The organism is Candidatus Curtissbacteria bacterium (assembly GCA_024654445.1).
Lineage (GTDB): Bacteria > Patescibacteriota > Microgenomatia > Curtissbacterales > GWA2-41-24 > JANLHP01.
In genome coordinates this window covers 194,025-210,698 of the sequence record JANLHP010000017.1, presented here as the reverse complement: position 1 = coordinate 210,698, position 16,674 = coordinate 194,025, and the positions used below count along the sequence as shown (strand labels likewise).

Here is a 16,674-nt window from a genome sequence, read left to right as displayed (position 1 = left end):
GATTTTAGAATTTGATTAAAAATTAGAAATTTTAAATTAGAAATTAAAACCAATATGGCTAAAAAACAGTCCAAAACCACAGCTTCAACTCAGGCACATCTGGACATCGAGGACATCATCGACAACCTGGTGATTCTTAAAAATGGCACAGTCGCACTTGTTATGTCGACAACATCCGTAAACTTCGACTTACTCTCTGAAACCGAACAAGACGCCACAATTTATGCCTACGGCGCGCTTCTAAATTCTCTTTCTTTCCCTATAGAGGTACTCGTCCGCTCCAGAAAAGCGGACGTCACATCCTACTTCAACCACCTTGAAGAAGCCGAAAGAACGCAGCCGAATCCAGATCTCAAGCGCCAGATCCAAAAGTACAAAGACTTTATAGAATCGACAGTCCAACAAAAAACAGTTCTCGACAAAAAATTCTATATTGCCATTAACTACTCCTCGCTCGAAAAAGGCATCAAAGGCGTTAGATCCAATCCTAAAAACACAAAAAGTAAGGCCGCTTTGCTTACCGAAGCGAAAGCCGCGCTTGCGCCAAGACGCGACCACATAATCCAACAAACCACCAGGCTCGGCCTCACGACTAAACAACTCAATACTCAGGAACTTATCGAGCTTTTTTACGATATTTACAACCCAGCACCAACCGGAACCCAGAGAGTGCTTTTAGACGCACAATCCTACACGACGCCAATAGTCGAGCCTTCGGTCGAAGTACCCACCTCTCCTCCCAAAGAACCCCCAGTCATAACAGAAAACCCGCCAATTCCTCCAGAACCCGTCAGTCCTCCACCTCCACCGGTAGAGGTACCTCAACCGAGCCCGGTCGCGAGCGCCCCACAAAGTCAGCTCCGGCCCGTAGAGGCTCCGCCGCCGCAACCAGCCGCTCCTCCAACACCACCACAGGTGCCTCAAGAAATGCGGCAGTCGCCGATTTTTGCTACCCCACCGGCTCAACCACCCCTACCGCCAATTTCACACACACCTGAGCCATCACCTCAGAGTCAACCCTCATACGGCAACTACACACCAGCATCCGCTCAACAAACAAATGCATTGAAAGGTCTACAGCAAGCAACAGCAAAGGCTTCTAGCTTCCTGTCACAACCTCAATTCAGACCAAATCTGACAAATAGGAACACAAATGAAAATCAAAACTCAAGTAATCCTCAACTGAGACCTGTAGGAGATAATAAATGACTCGTATAAGAAAATTCAGAAAACTCAGCCAAATCGGAAAATCAGCCGGTCAAGGTCTCTCCTTGCCTGCCCGCCAGAGCTCTGCTTTGCAGAGCGACGGAGGGAGTCTTCGGAAGTCATCGACTCTGAGGGACAAGCCCTCATCGCTCAGACTCGAAGAGGTGAGATCCTTGATTCCTGAGTATTTAAGGTCTCACCTTAAGAAGGAATTTTTTTCAATTCCTTGCGGTCCTCGACTAAAGTCTGCGGGCCTAAAGGATGGGACCTTCTCCAGTCGGCATCTTAACCTTAACCATATGACAATCAACCATTAACAATGCTAAAACTATTTGGATCCAAAAAAACACCAGAAGCGGTAAACCTTTCCGCGAACGAGCAGAGATGGGCACAGACGATCTCTCGCGGAACAGTTTCCGTAAAAGACATCATTGCCCCGCCCGCGATAGAAGTAGATTTTGACTACATTAAAATCGGCTCAACGTTTTATAGAACTCTGTTTGTAGTCGGCTATCCAAGATTTGTTCAGGCAAACTGGCTCGCTCCTTTAATTAACCTTGAACACACGCTCGACATTGCGATGTATTCGTATCCCGTCGAGGCCAAAGGAGTACTAGACGATTTAAAGAGAAAAATCACCGAAATGGAAGCAACCATCTCGACGGATATTCAGCACGGGAGAGTGATGGACCCAGCCGTCCAAGCAGCACTCGAAGACGCGCAAGTACTCCAAGAAGAACTTGTCAAAGGGGCAGAGAGATTTTTCCAGTTCGGCCTCTACATCACAATTCCGGCAGATTCCGAAGAAGAACTCAGCGACGTTACAAAACAAGTCGAATCTACCCTTGGATCACTTCTTCTTGTTCCCAAGCACGCGACTCTACAGCAAGAAGACGCGTTCAAAACTACTCTGCCACAGGGAACGGATCACATATATATAACGCGCAACATGGACACAACGTCTCTCGCGACCACTTTCCCATTCATTTCATCCGCTCTTACCTCAAACTCGGGCATTATGTACGGCATCAATGAACACAATGGATCGCTCGTAATTTTCGACAGGTTCTCTCAAGAAAACGCCAATTCCGTAGTCTTTGCCAAATCCGGCGCCGGAAAATCTTATCTCGTCAAACTCGAAGCCTTAAGATCCCTAATGTTCGGGACCGAAGTAATCGTTATCGACCCCGAGCAGGAATATAAAAACCTCTGCGAAGCAATTGGCGGTGAATACATCTCCTTCAGCTTCAGTTCACCCGCGAAAATTAACCCCTTTGATCTTTCTGGCGTTTACGAAGAAGGCGAAAACGAACTCGGCCTTAAAATCCTTACTCTCCACGGTTTCCTCAAAGTTGTCATGGGCGAACTTTCGCCAACGGAAGACGCGATTCTAGATAAAGCGCTCGTCGCGACATATAAATCAAAGGGCATAACGCCAGACCCAGCCACTCAAAAGAACGAGCCGCCCCTGATGGAAGATCTCTACAAAGTACTTCTAGGCATGGAAGAAACAGCCGCCAAAGGTCTCGCTGACAGGCTCGAAAAATTCGTCAAAGGCTCGCTTTTGGGAATATTTAACCAGCAAAGTAATATCGACCTTAAAAACACGTTCACCGTTTTTTCAATTAAAGACCTCGAAGATGAACTACGACCGATTGCAATGTATCTCATTCTTGATTTCATTTGGACGAGAATCAAAAACGACATTAGGAAACGCTTGCTCATCGTCGATGAGGCCTGGTACATGATGCAGTATCCCGACAGCGCGACGTTTATGTACAGCATCGCCAAACGCGCCAGAAAGTATTTCCTTGGCTTGACCACCATCACTCAAGACGTCGAAGATTTCTTAAACACAGATTACGGCAGGGCAATAGTTACAAACTCTTCCATCCAAATTCTCCTTAAACAGTCGCCAGCCGCGATCGAAAAGGTCGCTGACACCTTTTATTTGTCAGAAGGCGAAAAGCATTTACTCCTCGCGGCTGATATCGGTGAAGGAATTTTTTTCGCGGGCGCGAATCACGTCGCGATAAGAGTAATCGCTTCAGAAGACGAACACTATCTCGTTACCACAAAACCGGAAGAGCTTCTGGAAATGCGAAAAAAGTCTCAACAAGTAGTTGATCAATTCGCTCAAGCTCCCACTCAGCCCAAGCCAGATCTACCGTAACTTTCAGAATACTCTGAATACTCAGAAGGTCAGGGTATCAGGTAACCTGAATGTCTGTGTTCAAGGTGAGATCCTTGTATTAAGGTCTCATCCTTGAACTTTTAAGATTTAAGGTAGGGCACCTTTCGATGACTCAAGGATGCCACCTTAAATCACATCCGAGTTTCAGACTTTCTGATATGCCGATTTGGCTGAGTTTTCTGAATCTTCTGATACTTGTGATACTTTTCGTACTTGTGATACCTCCCCAAATGCTATATTAGAGTTAAACCAGCCATGCCCGCCGACATAACCGCAAAGTCTTACCAAGAAGTTCTGAAAGAAGCCACTCTTTTATTCCTGAACTGCCTTCGTTCTGGTACCAGATTCCCCACCGATGAAGAACTCAAGGCACAATTTGGCGACGTCGAAATAAATCGCCAGTCGATTATGGTTCAGCTTGAAAACATTCTCGGAACCCAAGCAGTCGAAAGCGTGAACGATCCGGAAAAAATCCAAGAAGCCATTAAAAAAGTTGAGGGCGAAAATCACCTTGAATCACAAGTCCCTCATCTTACCCCTTTCGCGCACGACAAACGTATCGGGGCACTCGGCGTTTTAGCAGAACTAGAAGAAATTGAGCCATTACTCAAACACCACACCGAAATAATCAAGCCTGAATTAAACGGGGCCCTCCAAGAAAAAATTGTCGCCCTGTTGCCTACGATTGGCGTCACCAATTTAAACCACGAGGAGTTATTAAAAGTTGCCACAGAAATTAGCCAGGAAAGCGCAAGGGAAATCTTTGAAAACCTCGCGACCATTCAGGATGCTGCACAGATTAACCAGGTCGTTGCTGATAGCGTAACCCAAACCATACTTGTTCATCCTCAAACCCAACAAGTAAAAATCCCGGAAGAAAAACTTTACGATATGATCGAAAAAGAAACCACAGTCGTAGCCACGAACCCTTCACTGAACCTGGAACAAGTTGCAGTTTTAGGAAATCTTGAAAAAGTCGCGAAACTCTCAGCCCCTAATTCTCAAATTCCTGAAAAAATAGAGCTCGCAGTCGAAGAGGTCATCCAAAGCCAAGCCCCCCTAACAACACAAACGCGACAAGTAGATCTGGAACTAGATCTAGGAACGTATCTTGGAAATTATCAGGCGCAAATCGCGAGTTCCACAAAACCATCTATTGAATCCCGCAACTTGCCAAATTTAGAACAACTCGCGCGGATCAAAGAAGTAGCCCACAATAGGGCGATCGCGCGAACCGCGACCGCCGGAGCAAGAGCTCCAAGCACTCTTCCTTTCAAAGAAATCGCGGGAGAGTTAGCAAAAGATCTAGGCCTAAAACCGCTGGCACCCGATGAAATAAGCGCGCTTGGCCTAACAGGTATCCGGCCAAAAAATCTGACTTTTGTGTCAGGCATTAAAAATGCGGTAGCAGGTGCAAGACTGGGAACAGAAAATGGACAAAAAGAGGCAACTTACGCGCTTCTCACATTTAATCAGCAAAGATTCAGAACAAATCTGGAAAAAGCTGAAAGAGAAGTAAAATCATTAGAAACACGCCCTTCGTTGAGTCTTCGAGACAGAAAAAAGCTTAACCTTGCCAGGAAAAATTTAACAACACTTAAAGAAGCTCAAAAACTTTCCCTCAAAAGGCCAAAAATAACAGCCATCTTTAGAAGTTGGGCGCGAGGGCTTCCCAACCACAGAACTCTAGTCCAATCTTCTGCCGCAATGTGGTATTCGTACCGCGCAATCTTCAGGCAAAGCCCCGGGATTTTTGTACCAGTAAGTTTGAGCACTCAAGCTTCTCCCAAAAGGATGTTCACCTCGCTAGTCTATTCTCTGGGAACAAGTTATTCCGGCTTGGACCAGGCAAAGTCCATATTCCACACGGGCAAGGGTATCGTAAGTACCGCCAAATCCATCACGAAAATAGCGAAGTTGGGCCGCCTTGCTTTTGCCGCTAACCCATTAGGCCTGGCATTACTCGCGGCGCCGAAACTAATTAACCTAATCAAAAAAGCAGCAATGGTAGCGGGCGCTCTTCTTGCCGGCTTACTCATAAGCATGGGCATTAAAGCGCTTGGGCTTCTCGCCGGGATTGCGGCAGGCGCAACAATAGGAGCAACCGTAGGATTCTTCGTTGGAGGTATACCCGGAGCGCTCATTGGGGGAGCCATCGGCGGAACAATTGGTGCAGCCATTGGTTTTCTTAACCCTGGTAAAACCCTGGCTTTTGTTGCGCGCCCATGGGCACCAATAACAAGCGCCATTAACGGGATCGGGGGCTCCATTGGCGGGCTCTTCTCATCCATAGGCAGTGGCATCACTGGTGCAAGTTCTGCTGTCTGGGGAGGCTTCGCCGGCGCGGCAAGCGGACTTTTCGGAGGCTTAAGCGCGGGCGCGAGCTCACTGCTTGCGGGCAGTCTTTCGGTTTCCTCTCCTTTCCTGGCAATCTCAGTATTCGGGGGATTAGGCGCAATCGGAATCGGCGGAATCCTGATGGGAATAGTCACATCGACAGCATTTTCCAGCAACAACAGTTATATAAAAGGGCCAATCGCTGGAGATAATACCTTTTTTACGCTTACAAAAACAGCCCAACCCGACGTCATCTCGAACCAACCACCAGGCCAAACTCAACAAATCACATTCACCATCACCCTTACGGCAAAAGAGGTAAAATTAAACAATATCCAAAATTTGGACGAAACAAAGGTTTTGGGTAAAGCTATTGCACCCACAAACCCACAGGTGGCTTGCCCTGACACTCTCGCGCCAAACGAAAGCTGTACAGCGCAAATTACAATTGGAGTTAACGAAAGCTACAACGACTCTGTAATCTTAAATACAATTAAGGTAACAGCCGTGCCCGAAGGCGGAGACCCTATTGCCGACTTTGCGACCACTGTAGTCAGAGTAGGTTCGCCAGCTGCTATCAACTGCTTCACTTTTCAAGGTCCTTGGACAGACAGCGAAAAAGCGCTGGAAATGGAGGCAATTACTGCACTTTCTCGCGCCCCCGCTTACCTAAATCTTGTCTGCTCACAAGGGACTGTAATACTTCATAGAGACCATTCGGACGGCTTCAACTTTGTTACTTGCCCCAACCACATTGCAATCTCAAACCTAGGCGTCGGAAACCCGGACAACACCCTTTACGTATTGGCTCACGAATCCGGTCACATCGTCCAATGCTACGGACTGCAAGCGTATCAAAACTTTCTAAACGAATCTCCTTGGACAGAGGGCTATATATGTAGTTACCCCGCTCAAAAAAGCCAAGCCGAAGATTTCGCGGAGGCAATCGCAATTCACGTCGTCTGGAAGACACACAACTCCAGAACGTGCGGTCCTATAAATTACCCTTCAACTTACCCGAAACATTACAATTTCACGCATAGTCTAATGGGGGGTGTGGAATTTTAATATGACCGAAAGCTCACTAAATAGAATTTCAATTTTTCTAAAAAAAGAGTCTCCGCTCTTACTGCTTGGTTTAGCATCTTTGTTCATAACATCAGTCTTTTTATTTAACCTGCTGGGAAAACCTTCGGACGACGAAGTAAAATGGCTCGGCAAAGTAACCCCCGGCAAAACTACTGAAGAAGAGCTAAGACAAGCAGTCGGCGAACCAATTAAAATCGAGCAGCAGAACGGCAAAACAATCTACGTTTATCCGACAACTAACGAAAACAGGCAAACAACAGTCGAGATAGAAAACGACAAGGTTCAGCTCATTGAAGAGCCGGTAATCGCCAAAGAAAAAGGATCTTTAAATGGATACATCGCAAAATTCGGACAACCGGAGGCACTCATCTACGGCCAACACGGATTTGCAGCCCCCGGTCACTTCTGGGGCTCAAAAGGAGTAATAGTTTTCGGTAATCCTATCAGTAGTCTAATTGTAGAAATATGGCACTTTCCGACCACTAACCTCGCGACTTTTCTGCAACAACATCCGGAATTAAGAACAGAACCAAGCCATGAAGACCTTTAACTCTGCCTAAACTTTAGCCGCTTTACTGCCTTCCGTCCGAGGGCTTCATTAATGTCTTGTATTAGCCCCCCAGCGCGCATATGAAGCTCCGCGGAAAGCAAAGAGGGTGCAATTACATTAAGCACTCCGCCCTTGAAAGTAGAGGCGCGAACAAGCACCAAAGAAGTCTCAGGTAAGTCGGCACAAACCTTTTTAAGCGAACTCCCAAATACTTGCCTCACGTGCAGCGCAACAATCGCCTCGGGCGTTCTTGATCTTTTTGGCAAAGTTTTTAGAAGAGTCCCAATCGGAGTAAACACAACCTTAAGAATACAATAAAAACAACTGACATATAACCACTGACAACTGACAACTTTTGCTTATTATTTGGATGGACTAATAAGTAATTTTCTCCTAAACGCAGTAATTTGATCTCCCAATTCAGCTGCATGCCCTAAGTAATCTTCGTGAATTTTTATTGTGATGTATCCCTCTTCTAAGGCAATATCTAAACAAGCAACAACCTCGTTAAGAGACGTATGAGAACGGTTTAGAAAAAGCGCAAAGTCTTTGTCAGTACCACGATCAGACCCTTCTGCTATGTTTAAAACAATCGAGTTTGCTGCCCTAACAATCTGGTCAATTAATAAATATTTTTCTTCGGTCGGAAAATACTTTTTAGTAAGAACCCTTATACTCATCCTGAAGACGACTGCGTCTTTGTAACTTTAAAATCTCTGAACCTGAACTTCATCATGTTGTCAAATGTCAGTGGTCAGTTGTTATGTCTGCAATCTAACTGGCATCACGATATGAAAGTAACTCTTGTCTTCGGGAACCGTCAGCCTTCCAGGATTTAAGCTTTCTATCATCTCAAATTCGACATCAGAAGATTCAATAGAAGAAAGCATCTCCAGCAGATACTTAAAATTAAATGCGATTTCCCCACCTTTGCCGGTAAGCTCAACCTCGGCTTCGGCTTCATTCGACCCTACTTGCACATTGTTTGCAAAAACCTTGAGTACTGCACCTTTTGCGCCATTTGCCAAAAGCTGCAAGCGGATTATGTTTCCTGAGTCCCGCGCAAAAATTGACGCGATTCTAATCACCTTAATAAAGTCCTCTTTGGAAACCCTAGCCTTCGAAGCAAACGTGCTGGGGATAATTTTCTGCCAATTAGGAAATTCTCCTTCGATGAGTCTGGAAGTAAACTCCACATTTCCAATCTTAAAATTGACCTGATTCAAACCATCAGCTATCAAAAGCTCAATCTTGTTTTCTCCTATTTCGCTAGAAAGCTCGGAGACAATTTTGGCTGCTTCAATTAAAGACTTTGAAGGGACGACAATTTTAAGCGAGGAGGGAATATCCCCCTCATAAGGCACGGATTGGAAACTTAACCTGTAACCATCTGTCGCAACACAAGAAAGGGTTTTTTTCTCAAATTCACAAAGGACTCCGGTTAAAATGGGCCTTCCTTCGTCTTGTGCGGCACTCATCGCCACCCTCGAGACAGCCCTCATAAAATCCTTCGGGTCGAGCTTTATATGCTTTCCTTTTTCTATCTTCGGAATTGCCGGAAAATCCTCGACCGCGAGAGTCGCAAACCTTGCGTTGTATCCCTTTGTAGAAACAATCACCTCTTCACCAAGTTTCTCCAAAAGTATCTCCCCCTCAGGCAACTGTGAAACAAACTCCAGAAGGGTTTTGCCCGGAAGAGTCGTTTTTCCGTCAGCTTCACCGGTACAATCAACAACTACCTTGGTTGCTGTTTCGAGGTTTGTTGAAAGAACTTCCAGCTTGTTGCCGGAAACAGAAAACAAAACATTAGAAAGAATAGGAAGATTTACCTTCGAAAGAAGAGATTTGTTAACAGAAAGTAATGTTTTGGTCAGTTGGCCCTGTTCAATCTTAAACTTCAACGTATATTCTCCTCAATTTGTAGTTAGGGCAGAAGTGAACCGATTATATACTTGCTCACCAGGGCTCACAAGTATGTACTCGCAAGCATATAAAAGCGAGCGCCTGCGAGCGATTATAAATAATCCACACGTTTTCAACAAGTGCCCTATTAAAAGGTATTTATATAAAAGTAGTAGCAATAATAACATTGTTTATATCTTGACGAATAAGCTCAACAAGCAGCGTAAAGAGTTGTTTAAACATTTGTTTAAAACAAAAACATTATTGTTAAAAACAATTTTTATATTGTGGAAAACTAAGTTAATTTTGTTGAAAATTGGCGCGGATTCTAGCAACTTCGTCTCTCGTGTTTTGATTTTCGCCGATAAGCTTATTTACCCTTTCAACGCCGTAAATAATTGTAGAATGGTCACGCCCTCCAACGAGCTCTCCGATTGCCTCCAAGGCAAGCCCAAGATCCTCTCTTAAAATAAACATCAAAATTTGTCTCGCAAAAACAATATTCGCCTTCCTTTTTGGCCCGCACAATTCTTCTCTCGGAACCCTAAAGTGTCTTGAAACCGAATCGATTATTTTCCCAGGACTTGGAGGAGCCACGCTCGGCCTTTTGTTTCTTTCAATTGCCCTTTTAATTTCATCGAGAGTTATTCCCCCGGAAGTTAATTTAGACAGAGACAACACCTGAAGCAGAAGACCTTCAAGCTCTCTTACCCCACCCTGTGAAGAATCTGCGATAAAGTTGAGAACGCCATCTCCCAAAACAACATTTTTCTCTTTGCATTTTGCCTTCAGTATCGCAACCCGCAGTTCCAAATCAGGACGTGAAATATCAACAGCCATTCCTCCCAAAAACCTACTCACAAGTCTGTCTTTTAACTTTCCAAGATCTCTAGGGTGGTGATCGCTAGCAAGAACAATTTGTTTACCCGCAAGATAAAGTTCGTTAAATGTATAGAAAAATTCATCTTGAGTGCTTTCTTTGCCTGCTAAAAATTGAACGTCGTCAACCAACAAAACGTCGACGTTTCGGTATTTATGCCTAAAGTGAGATTGGGTCCTGTTGTTCAGCGATTCTATGTAGTCATTAGTGAATTTTTCCGCGCTTGCGTACAAAACTTTGGCATCGGGAATTTTGTTTAGTATTTCGTTACCACATGATTGCAAAAGATGAGTTTTGCCTACGCCCGTTGCGCCATAAACAAAAAGAGGATTATAAGATGTGCCAGGATTTTCAGAAACTTGCTTGAAGGCCAAAAATGCCAAGTTGTTAGAGGCCCCAACGACAAAGTTATCAAAAGTGTGAAGAGGGTTTAAGTTGTCTATCTTTTTGAAGCTATTAATAAAAGTAGGCGCTTCGCCGGAAAAAAGAGGAGCATCGGAAATTTGTGAACTCGAATCTGTTTGCTCAGAAACGACAAAAGTAACTTCGCAGTCGGAAAATCCTTTTTTGCGGATGATGTCATTGATTACTGTTTGGTATCTGGTTTCAACTTGCTCTTTAAGGAAGTTGTTCTTAACACCTACTACCAGAAGCCGCCTCGATTCCTCTTCTCGAAAGTCCATTACATACGATCCTGAAAACCAGGTCTTAAATGTAGAAGAAGAAACTTGCGATTTTACGCCAGACAATATACTAGCCCAAACTTTTTGGCCGTTCATAATAAAACTTACACCTAAGTATGATTAAATTTAGCTCTAAGCAGGCTAGCTTATTTTTCGCGTTCTTTGCGAAGAGATCTGACTGAAAGAAGATCTTACAAAGGGTCATACAATTTGGCAGAAATTGTAGGACACCTCTTGAATTTTTAGAGCTGAAATCCATCATTGCAGAAATTTTCCACAATTGTCAAGGACCCAAAATTTATGTTGATAAACTCCAAAACTTGAGGCTAAAATCCACAGAGCTTACTCTGTATGCTTGTTTGTTATTCCTGAAAAATCTGTTAAGAAGTTGGCTCTGAAGGAGTTGACACATCAAGGTAACTCTTCAGTGTTGGCGGCAGTTCTTCGATACTCTCTAAAAGTTTGTCATGATTATCCTGGGTTGGTTGAAGTATAAAAGCACCTATTCCGTTCGCAACTGATTCCACTTCTAGTGCCAACCGAAGCCGTTCTTGTGCTCGAACTTGCTCTTGAGCCGCACCTTCTGTATTAACTTCCGCACGCATAGTGAGCATGTAGTAAATCTATTCAAAGTAGGTGTCAAATTTGTTAATTATTGATATATCATCGCTTTTTTAGTACTCTACCTCTATATTCTAATGAAATTTAGAATACAAGCTCTCTTATATTTGAGTGAAACGAAAATACAAGCTCTCTTATGCCAAAAAGAACTTATCAACCGAAAAAAAGAAAAAAGGCCAAAACCCACGGTTTTAGAATTCGTATGAGGACAACAGATGGACGCGCAGTTCTCAAAAGAAGAAGAGCAAAAGGCCGCAAAAAGCTGACACCTTAGGTAATTTAAAAAGAGCCTAATTGACCTAAATAATTTAGAAATTAGAAATTCGAGAATGGTATCATTCGAAAAAATGTTGCCTTCGAAAAATCGCTTAAAATTACCTTTTGGCAAAAAGTTAAATAGCTCGGTAACCAAAAGAGCAAATAACGACTTTACGATAGTACTGCACAAGAATCAGGAAGTTTTTAAGGCAGCAGTTGTTGTTTCAAAAAAAACCGCCAAAAAGGCAGTCGACAGAAACAGGATAAGAAGAATAACGACAGAAGCGATTAAAGAGTTAGGTTTGAAGAATTGCGAACTGACTGTAATAGTAAAAAATAATATTTCAGAGCAAAAAACTGAAAAAGTTAAAGAAGCACTCAAAGACCTTTTAAAATGACCATTAACTTATTTAAAATTTCTTTCTTCCTTTACCAAGGACTAACCAGAAACGTAGTTGCAACATGTAGGTACTCCCCAACTTGTTCACAGTACGCGCTTGAAGCTATAGAAAAATATGGCCTTTTAAGGGGAGGCGCGAAAGCAATCATGAGAATCTTAAGTTGTCATCCACTTTCAAAAAGACCTTACATTGACCCCGTTTAATGAACCCATTTGAACTTTTTTTAACCAACCCAATACTAAACATACTCATTGCAATATATAAAGTGCTTGAGGGCGCAGGCATTCCCGGCGCGCTTGGTTTTGCAATTATTCTCTTGAGCATAATAATCCGCATGATTATGTGGCCATTGACTACTGCTCAACTAAGAAGCACACAAAAGATGGCAGCCCTGAAGCCTCACCTTTCGCGCATAAAAGAGCAACATGGTCACGACAAAGCAAGGCACCAGCAAGAAGTATCCAAACTTTACAAAGAGCACGGCGTAAACCCCTTAGCTGGTTGTTTGCCTCTCCTTTTACAGATACCCGTATTTTTAGCTCTTTATAACGTGCTCCAACACGTTGTTCAGTTTAGTAGCGCAGACTTCCTAACAAATATAAATAGTAAGCTCTATTTTCCCTCACTTCACCTCGACAAAATTCCAGAAACATCATTTTTGGGCCTTAATTTAGGGATAAGGCCCAACGAATGGCAGCAAGTCGGCGTTCTCATCCTGCTGGTTCCAGTCGTAACCGGTCTACTGCAGCTTGTCCAATCATTAATGATGGCTCCGCCAAAAGTCCAAACAAGTGGAAAAAAGGAATCCAAGAAAGAACAAAAGCAAGGTTTCGAAGACTCAATGGCTCAAATGCAGACCCAGATGGTTTTTATCATGCCGCTTTTAATTGCCTTTTTCTCTTACGGCTTTCCCTTCGGCCTTTCGCTTTACTGGAATACTTTTACTATAATTGGCGCAATCCAGCAGTATGTTATCACTGGGGCTGGACAGCTTAATAAGTATCTACCTAAAGGTCTGCAAAAAGGTGTTTAACCAAATGACAACCGACGCGAAAAAACAAACTTTAGACGAGAATTTCGTAGCAGAGCAAGTAAGACAAATAATCGAAAAACTCGGAGTCTCTGCAACAGCAGAAGTTTCAAAAGTAGACAACACGTACTCTGTCGATATCGACTCCGAAGACTCGTCTCTTTTAATAGGAAAATACGGCACAAATCTCGAAAGCCTCCAGTTCGTTCTCGTCGTACGCTTAAAAACATTAACGGGCGATGAAGATTTTGAAGTATTTGTCGATATCGACGGGTGGCGTAAACAAAAAGAAGAAAAGCTCAAATCGATGGCGCTTTCTGTAGCCCGTGAAGTTGCAGAAAGTAAAAAACCCGAGCCTCTTTACAACTTAAAGGCTTCTGAAAGAAGAGTTGTGCACATGGTCCTTACCGATCATCCTGACGTAATAACCGAATCGCAAGGCGAAGGCCAGGAAAGACATCTCGTAGTCAAGCCACGAGAAGGTTAATAAAAGAATAATTTTTAATTTGTCATTAAAATTTGATTTTCGAGCTTGTCGAGAAAATAAGCTCTCTTATTAGAAATTAAGAATTAGAAATTAGAAATTGAAAGTTAAATCCCACCATCCTACAATCCCACTATCCTTTCACCTGTCAGACCTCCTTTTTCTGACAACAATCGCAATAATCCCTATTCAGCTTGGCAAATATTTTTTTAGCGACTCTTCATACGTCCTTGGGATTCCAATAGACTACCGCGCTGCCAGCATTTATCTGTCTGACATTGTCGTTTCCCTATTCATACCCGCATTCTTATGGGAAAACAGAAAAAACCTAAAGTCGATCTGGGAAAAGTACAAAAGTTTTATCTCGGTTCTACTTGTCCTGAATCTTTACTTGATAGGATCTAGCTTGCTGACCTCTAACGACAATCAAATATCAATAATCTTTAATTTAAAAACCTTAACCTTTAGCATGTTTGCAATATTTGCTGCGCACTCTCTTTCCAAAAAGAAAATTAGGGAAATGGCTCTGCTTGTTATTACGGTAACCTCAGCGGTGGAATCCTTAGTAATATTCGCTCAATTCGCACTCCAAAAGTCCCTTGGTCTGTGGATATTAGGGGAAAGAGCATTCGATTCGACAACACCCCTTATTGCCCATCTACAGTTCTTAGGCAACCAACTTTTGAGGCCTTACGGAACTTTTCCTCACCCCAACGTCGCAGGAGCTTATCTCTCCTTTTCATTGATCCTCCTAATAGGATCGCAGTTCAGAAGAAAAACCGCCAATTTGCTTCCCCTAGTAATATCAACACTCGCACTTACCCTAACCTTTTCAAGAACCGCAATTATTGCGTCTATAGTAGGGCTGGTAATTATCGCCAACAAATTTAAATTCACGACACTCTTACTCCTGATTGCGATCATCGCAGGAACCACTCTCATAATTTCGCAAAGCCTCGACGTCGCGCCAATCGCCGAAAGGCTTACTCTTGCTCAAGCCGCTCTCAACATCACGCTTTTAAATCCACTTTTTGGCGTTGGAAGCAACAATTTTATTCTCGAGCTCTCCAGACTAAACCTATTCGCGCTTTCAGAAACCAGACTTCTCCAACCCGCTCATAATGTTTTCTTGTTAATACTCGCCGAAAACGGAATCGTCGGGCTCTTACTCTTCGCGACGCTACTACTGGTTATTTCGAAGAGCATAAACGACAAAATTAAACTTGCGCTTTTTGCGGCGATCCTTATCTTTTCAACAACAGATCATTTCCTGTGGACGCTTCAACAAGGCCGCCTGATGTTTTGGTTTGCAGCAGCCTACATCGTCAGTCAGGAAAAATAACACTCCCCAATCTAACAATTTAGCTAGCTTTCAATGTAAAATATTCTCGTGTTCAAAAAAGTCATTTACAATACTGGCGCGCAAGTAATTGCCAAGGGAGTTTCTGCGACAACGACACTCATCGTCACCTTAATAATCGCCAGAACTCTCGGCGCTCGAGGCTACGGAGAATTCACTAAAATTTTCGTTTTTGTCGGATATTTTTACACTCTTGCTGATTTCGGGTTAAATGCTTTCTTTGTAAAAGACGCAGCAGCACCAGACGAAAGCAGACTGTTTAGAGCCCTAATCGGCTTAAGGATATTGCTCTCAATTGCCCTAGCGCTCATTGCTATTTTGGTCACCTTTTTTCTTCCATACGACCACAACACCTCAACGGGATTCAGCCCGCTCGTAAAGTTAGGGATCTCAGTCGCTTCGCTAACTATAATCACACAGGCCCTCTTCACGACCGCAAATGCCCTTTTCCAAAAACACCTGCGCTACGACCTTTCGGCAATCGCAACCGTCGTCGGATCATTAGCGACGTTAGTTGGGGTCTTCTTGCTTTCCTCGCTTTCAAATTCGCTGATGCCATTTGTTGTCCTTTTCATTCTAGGAAGCGCAGTTTACACCTTAGTGTCATTTATTCTCATTGCAAAAAAATTCAACCAGTCACTAGCACCTATTTTCGACATGGAAAACTCCAAGTCTCTTCTTTTATCATCTTGGCCGGTGGGCCTCGCATTGCTTCTCAATCTTATCTACTTCCGCGTAGACGTTCTTATCCTTTCCACAACAAGAACAACTGTAGAAGTCGGTATTTATGGCCTTGCTTACCAGTTTTTCCAAGCAGCTCTTGCAGTGCCGATATTCTTTGCAAATGCGCTCTATCCCCTGTTGCAGAAAGTATTCAAAGAAAATTTAGCCGAGTTTAAAAAACAAATAAGATTCTGGTCTATCTCTCTCGTAGGATTTTCAATACTTCTTGGAGTTTCTTTGATGGCCGTGTCGCTTTTTATTCCAACGCTTTTCGGTGAAGAATTTGCTCAGTCTAAAATATCCCTCCAAATTCTTGCCCTTGGCATGCCTTTCTTTTTCCTCTCGGCACTCGTCTGGCATGTGTTAATAATCCACAACAAACAGAAGTACCTCATTGCAGTTTATGCATTAGGCGCAGTATTCAACGTAGCAGCCAATCTGATTTTCATCCCAAAATACGGCTTCATTGCCGCAAGCACCGTTACCGTAATTTCCGAAGCCTTAGTTCTCGCGCTCTCCCTACTTGCCTTGAAAGTAGGTAAAAAGTGATAAAAATTTTTACAGATGGAGGTGCACGAGGAAATCCTGGTCCTGCAGCTTACGGGTTCGTCGTCAAAGTCGACGATAAAACGGTCAAGAAAGAAGGCGGATATCTTGGAATTGCAACCAATAATTTTGCCGAGTATACTGCCCTCATCAAGGCTCTTGGGTGGGCAAAAAAAGAATTCGAAGGGAAAGACCTTAATGTTTTTTTGGATTCTCAACTCGTTGTTTATCAGCTCTCAGGTCTTTACAAGATAAAAAACGCAAAAATTCGCGAGCTTGTTCTAGAAGTGAGAGGTCTTGAAGCAAGCTTCGGAAAAGTTAATTACATACACATTCCAAGAGAAAAAAACAAAGAAGCAGACACACAAGTAAATATCGCACTCGATGCCCAATAAACAATCAACAATTAA

16 protein-coding genes and 1 pseudogene are annotated in these 16,674 nt (G+C 43.4%); 13 read left to right on the top strand and 4 right to left on the bottom strand.

Annotated elements, in window-relative coordinates; genetic code table 11:
* Positions 1-54: 54 nt before the first annotated feature.
* The 5 genes from NUV69_03395 to NUV69_03375 all read left to right on the top strand — a co-directional run bounded on the left by NUV69_03395 (position 55) and on the right by NUV69_03375 (position 7,694).
* Positions 55-1,209: a hypothetical protein gene (locus tag NUV69_03395; GenBank protein ID MCR4324708.1), complete on the top strand. Its 1,155-nt coding sequence runs from the start codon at positions 55-57 to the stop codon at positions 1,207-1,209.
* A 316-nt stretch (positions 1,210-1,525) separates the two neighbouring features.
* On the top strand, positions 1,526-3,379 hold the full coding sequence (locus tag NUV69_03390) for an ATP-binding protein (GenBank protein MCR4324707.1): 1,854 nt from the start codon (positions 1,526-1,528) through the stop codon (positions 3,377-3,379).
* Between the two features lie 276 nt (positions 3,380-3,655).
* Positions 3,656-6,805, top strand: coding sequence for a hypothetical protein (locus NUV69_03385; GenBank protein MCR4324706.1), 3,150 nt, complete (start codon positions 3,656-3,658; stop codon positions 6,803-6,805).
* A 1-nt stretch (position 6,806) separates the two neighbouring features.
* A complete protein-coding gene (locus tag NUV69_03380; GenBank protein ID MCR4324705.1) occupies positions 6,807-7,376 on the top strand; it encodes a hypothetical protein in 570 nt (189 codons plus the stop codon).
* Positions 7,377-7,508: 132 nt separating this feature from the next.
* Positions 7,509-7,694, top strand: a complete 186-nt coding sequence (locus NUV69_03375; GenBank protein MCR4324704.1) for a hypothetical protein — start codon at positions 7,509-7,511, stop codon at positions 7,692-7,694.
* Between the two features lie 44 nt (positions 7,695-7,738).
* Here the strand turns inward: NUV69_03375 and NUV69_03370 are convergent.
* From NUV69_03370 to NUV69_03355, 4 genes and pseudogenes are all read right to left on the bottom strand, one after another.
* A pseudogene (locus NUV69_03370) lies at positions 7,739-8,068 on the bottom strand (four helix bundle protein).
* Between the two features lie 69 nt (positions 8,069-8,137).
* Positions 8,138-9,277, bottom strand: coding sequence for a DNA polymerase III subunit beta (gene dnaN / locus NUV69_03365; protein MCR4324703.1), 1,140 nt, complete (start codon positions 9,275-9,277; stop codon positions 8,138-8,140).
* Positions 9,278-9,578: 301 nt separating this feature from the next.
* Positions 9,579-10,937 (bottom strand): chromosomal replication initiator protein DnaA, encoded by a 1,359-nt coding sequence (gene dnaA / locus NUV69_03360; GenBank protein ID MCR4324702.1) that lies wholly within the window; start codon positions 10,935-10,937, stop codon positions 9,579-9,581.
* 284 nt (positions 10,938-11,221) lie between these two features.
* Positions 11,222-11,455 (bottom strand): hypothetical protein, encoded by a 234-nt coding sequence (locus NUV69_03355; GenBank protein MCR4324701.1) that lies wholly within the window; start codon positions 11,453-11,455, stop codon positions 11,222-11,224.
* A 143-nt stretch (positions 11,456-11,598) separates the two neighbouring features.
* On the opposite strand from NUV69_03355, the gene rpmH reads away from it, so the two are divergent.
* The 8 genes from rpmH to NUV69_03315 all read left to right on the top strand — a co-directional run bounded on the left by rpmH (position 11,599) and on the right by NUV69_03315 (position 16,659).
* Positions 11,599-11,736, top strand: coding sequence for a 50S ribosomal protein L34 (gene rpmH, locus NUV69_03350; protein MCR4324700.1), 138 nt, complete (start codon positions 11,599-11,601; stop codon positions 11,734-11,736).
* Between the two features lie 55 nt (positions 11,737-11,791).
* Positions 11,792-12,118: a ribonuclease P protein component gene (gene rnpA, locus NUV69_03345; GenBank protein MCR4324699.1), complete on the top strand. Its 327-nt coding sequence runs from the start codon at positions 11,792-11,794 to the stop codon at positions 12,116-12,118.
* A complete protein-coding gene (gene yidD, locus NUV69_03340) occupies positions 12,115-12,324 on the top strand; it encodes a membrane protein insertion efficiency factor YidD (GenBank protein MCR4324698.1) in 210 nt (69 codons plus the stop codon). Before rnpA ends, yidD begins: the two co-directional genes overlap by 4 nt.
* Positions 12,324-13,154, top strand: coding sequence for a YidC/Oxa1 family membrane protein insertase (locus NUV69_03335; GenBank protein MCR4324697.1), 831 nt, complete (start codon positions 12,324-12,326; stop codon positions 13,152-13,154). The genes yidD and NUV69_03335 overlap by 1 nt, the downstream gene beginning before the upstream one ends.
* Positions 13,155-13,158: 4 nt before the next feature.
* Entirely contained in the window at positions 13,159-13,638 is a 480-nt protein-coding gene (locus tag NUV69_03330) for a hypothetical protein (protein ID MCR4324696.1), read from the top strand.
* A gap of 97 nt (positions 13,639-13,735) precedes the next feature.
* Positions 13,736-14,977 (top strand): O-antigen ligase family protein, encoded by a 1,242-nt coding sequence (locus tag NUV69_03325; GenBank protein ID MCR4324695.1) that lies wholly within the window; start codon positions 13,736-13,738, stop codon positions 14,975-14,977.
* A 48-nt stretch (positions 14,978-15,025) separates the two neighbouring features.
* The gene (locus tag NUV69_03320) at positions 15,026-16,267 is read left to right on the top strand and encodes a flippase (GenBank protein MCR4324694.1); all 1,242 of its coding nucleotides are present in this window, start codon (positions 15,026-15,028) and stop codon (positions 16,265-16,267) included.
* On the top strand, positions 16,264-16,659 hold the full coding sequence (locus NUV69_03315; GenBank protein ID MCR4324693.1) for a ribonuclease HI family protein: 396 nt from the start codon (positions 16,264-16,266) through the stop codon (positions 16,657-16,659). Before NUV69_03320 ends, NUV69_03315 begins: the two co-directional genes overlap by 4 nt.
* The last annotated feature ends 15 nt before the right edge of the window (positions 16,660-16,674 follow it).

What these genes read in the sequence shown, in the direction of transcription:
- NUV69_03390 (MCR4324707.1), top strand. Translation starts at nt 1,526, where the DNA reads ATGCTAAAACTATTTGGATCCAAAAAAACACCAGAAGCGGTAAACCTT.
- NUV69_03395 (MCR4324708.1), top strand. Translation starts at nt 55, where the DNA reads ATGGCTAAAAAACAGTCCAAAACCACAGCTTCAACTCAGGCACATCTG.
- NUV69_03330 (MCR4324696.1), top strand. Translation starts at nt 13,159, where the DNA reads ATGACAACCGACGCGAAAAAACAAACTTTAGACGAGAATTTCGTAGCA.
- rpmH (MCR4324700.1), top strand. Translation starts at nt 11,599, where the DNA reads ATGCCAAAAAGAACTTATCAACCGAAAAAAAGAAAAAAGGCCAAAACC.
- yidD (MCR4324698.1), top strand. Translation starts at nt 12,115, where the DNA reads ATGACCATTAACTTATTTAAAATTTCTTTCTTCCTTTACCAAGGACTA.
- NUV69_03385 (MCR4324706.1), top strand. Translation starts at nt 3,656, where the DNA reads ATGCCCGCCGACATAACCGCAAAGTCTTACCAAGAAGTTCTGAAAGAA.
- NUV69_03355 (MCR4324701.1), bottom strand. Translation starts at nt 11,455, where the DNA reads ATGCTCACTATGCGTGCGGAAGTTAATACAGAAGGTGCGGCTCAAGAG.
- rnpA (MCR4324699.1), top strand. Translation starts at nt 11,792, where the DNA reads ATGGTATCATTCGAAAAAATGTTGCCTTCGAAAAATCGCTTAAAATTA.
- NUV69_03380 (MCR4324705.1), top strand. Translation starts at nt 6,807, where the DNA reads ATGACCGAAAGCTCACTAAATAGAATTTCAATTTTTCTAAAAAAAGAG.
- NUV69_03335 (MCR4324697.1), top strand. Translation starts at nt 12,324, where the DNA reads ATGAACCCATTTGAACTTTTTTTAACCAACCCAATACTAAACATACTC.
- dnaA (MCR4324702.1), bottom strand. Translation starts at nt 10,937, where the DNA reads ATGAACGGCCAAAAAGTTTGGGCTAGTATATTGTCTGGCGTAAAATCG.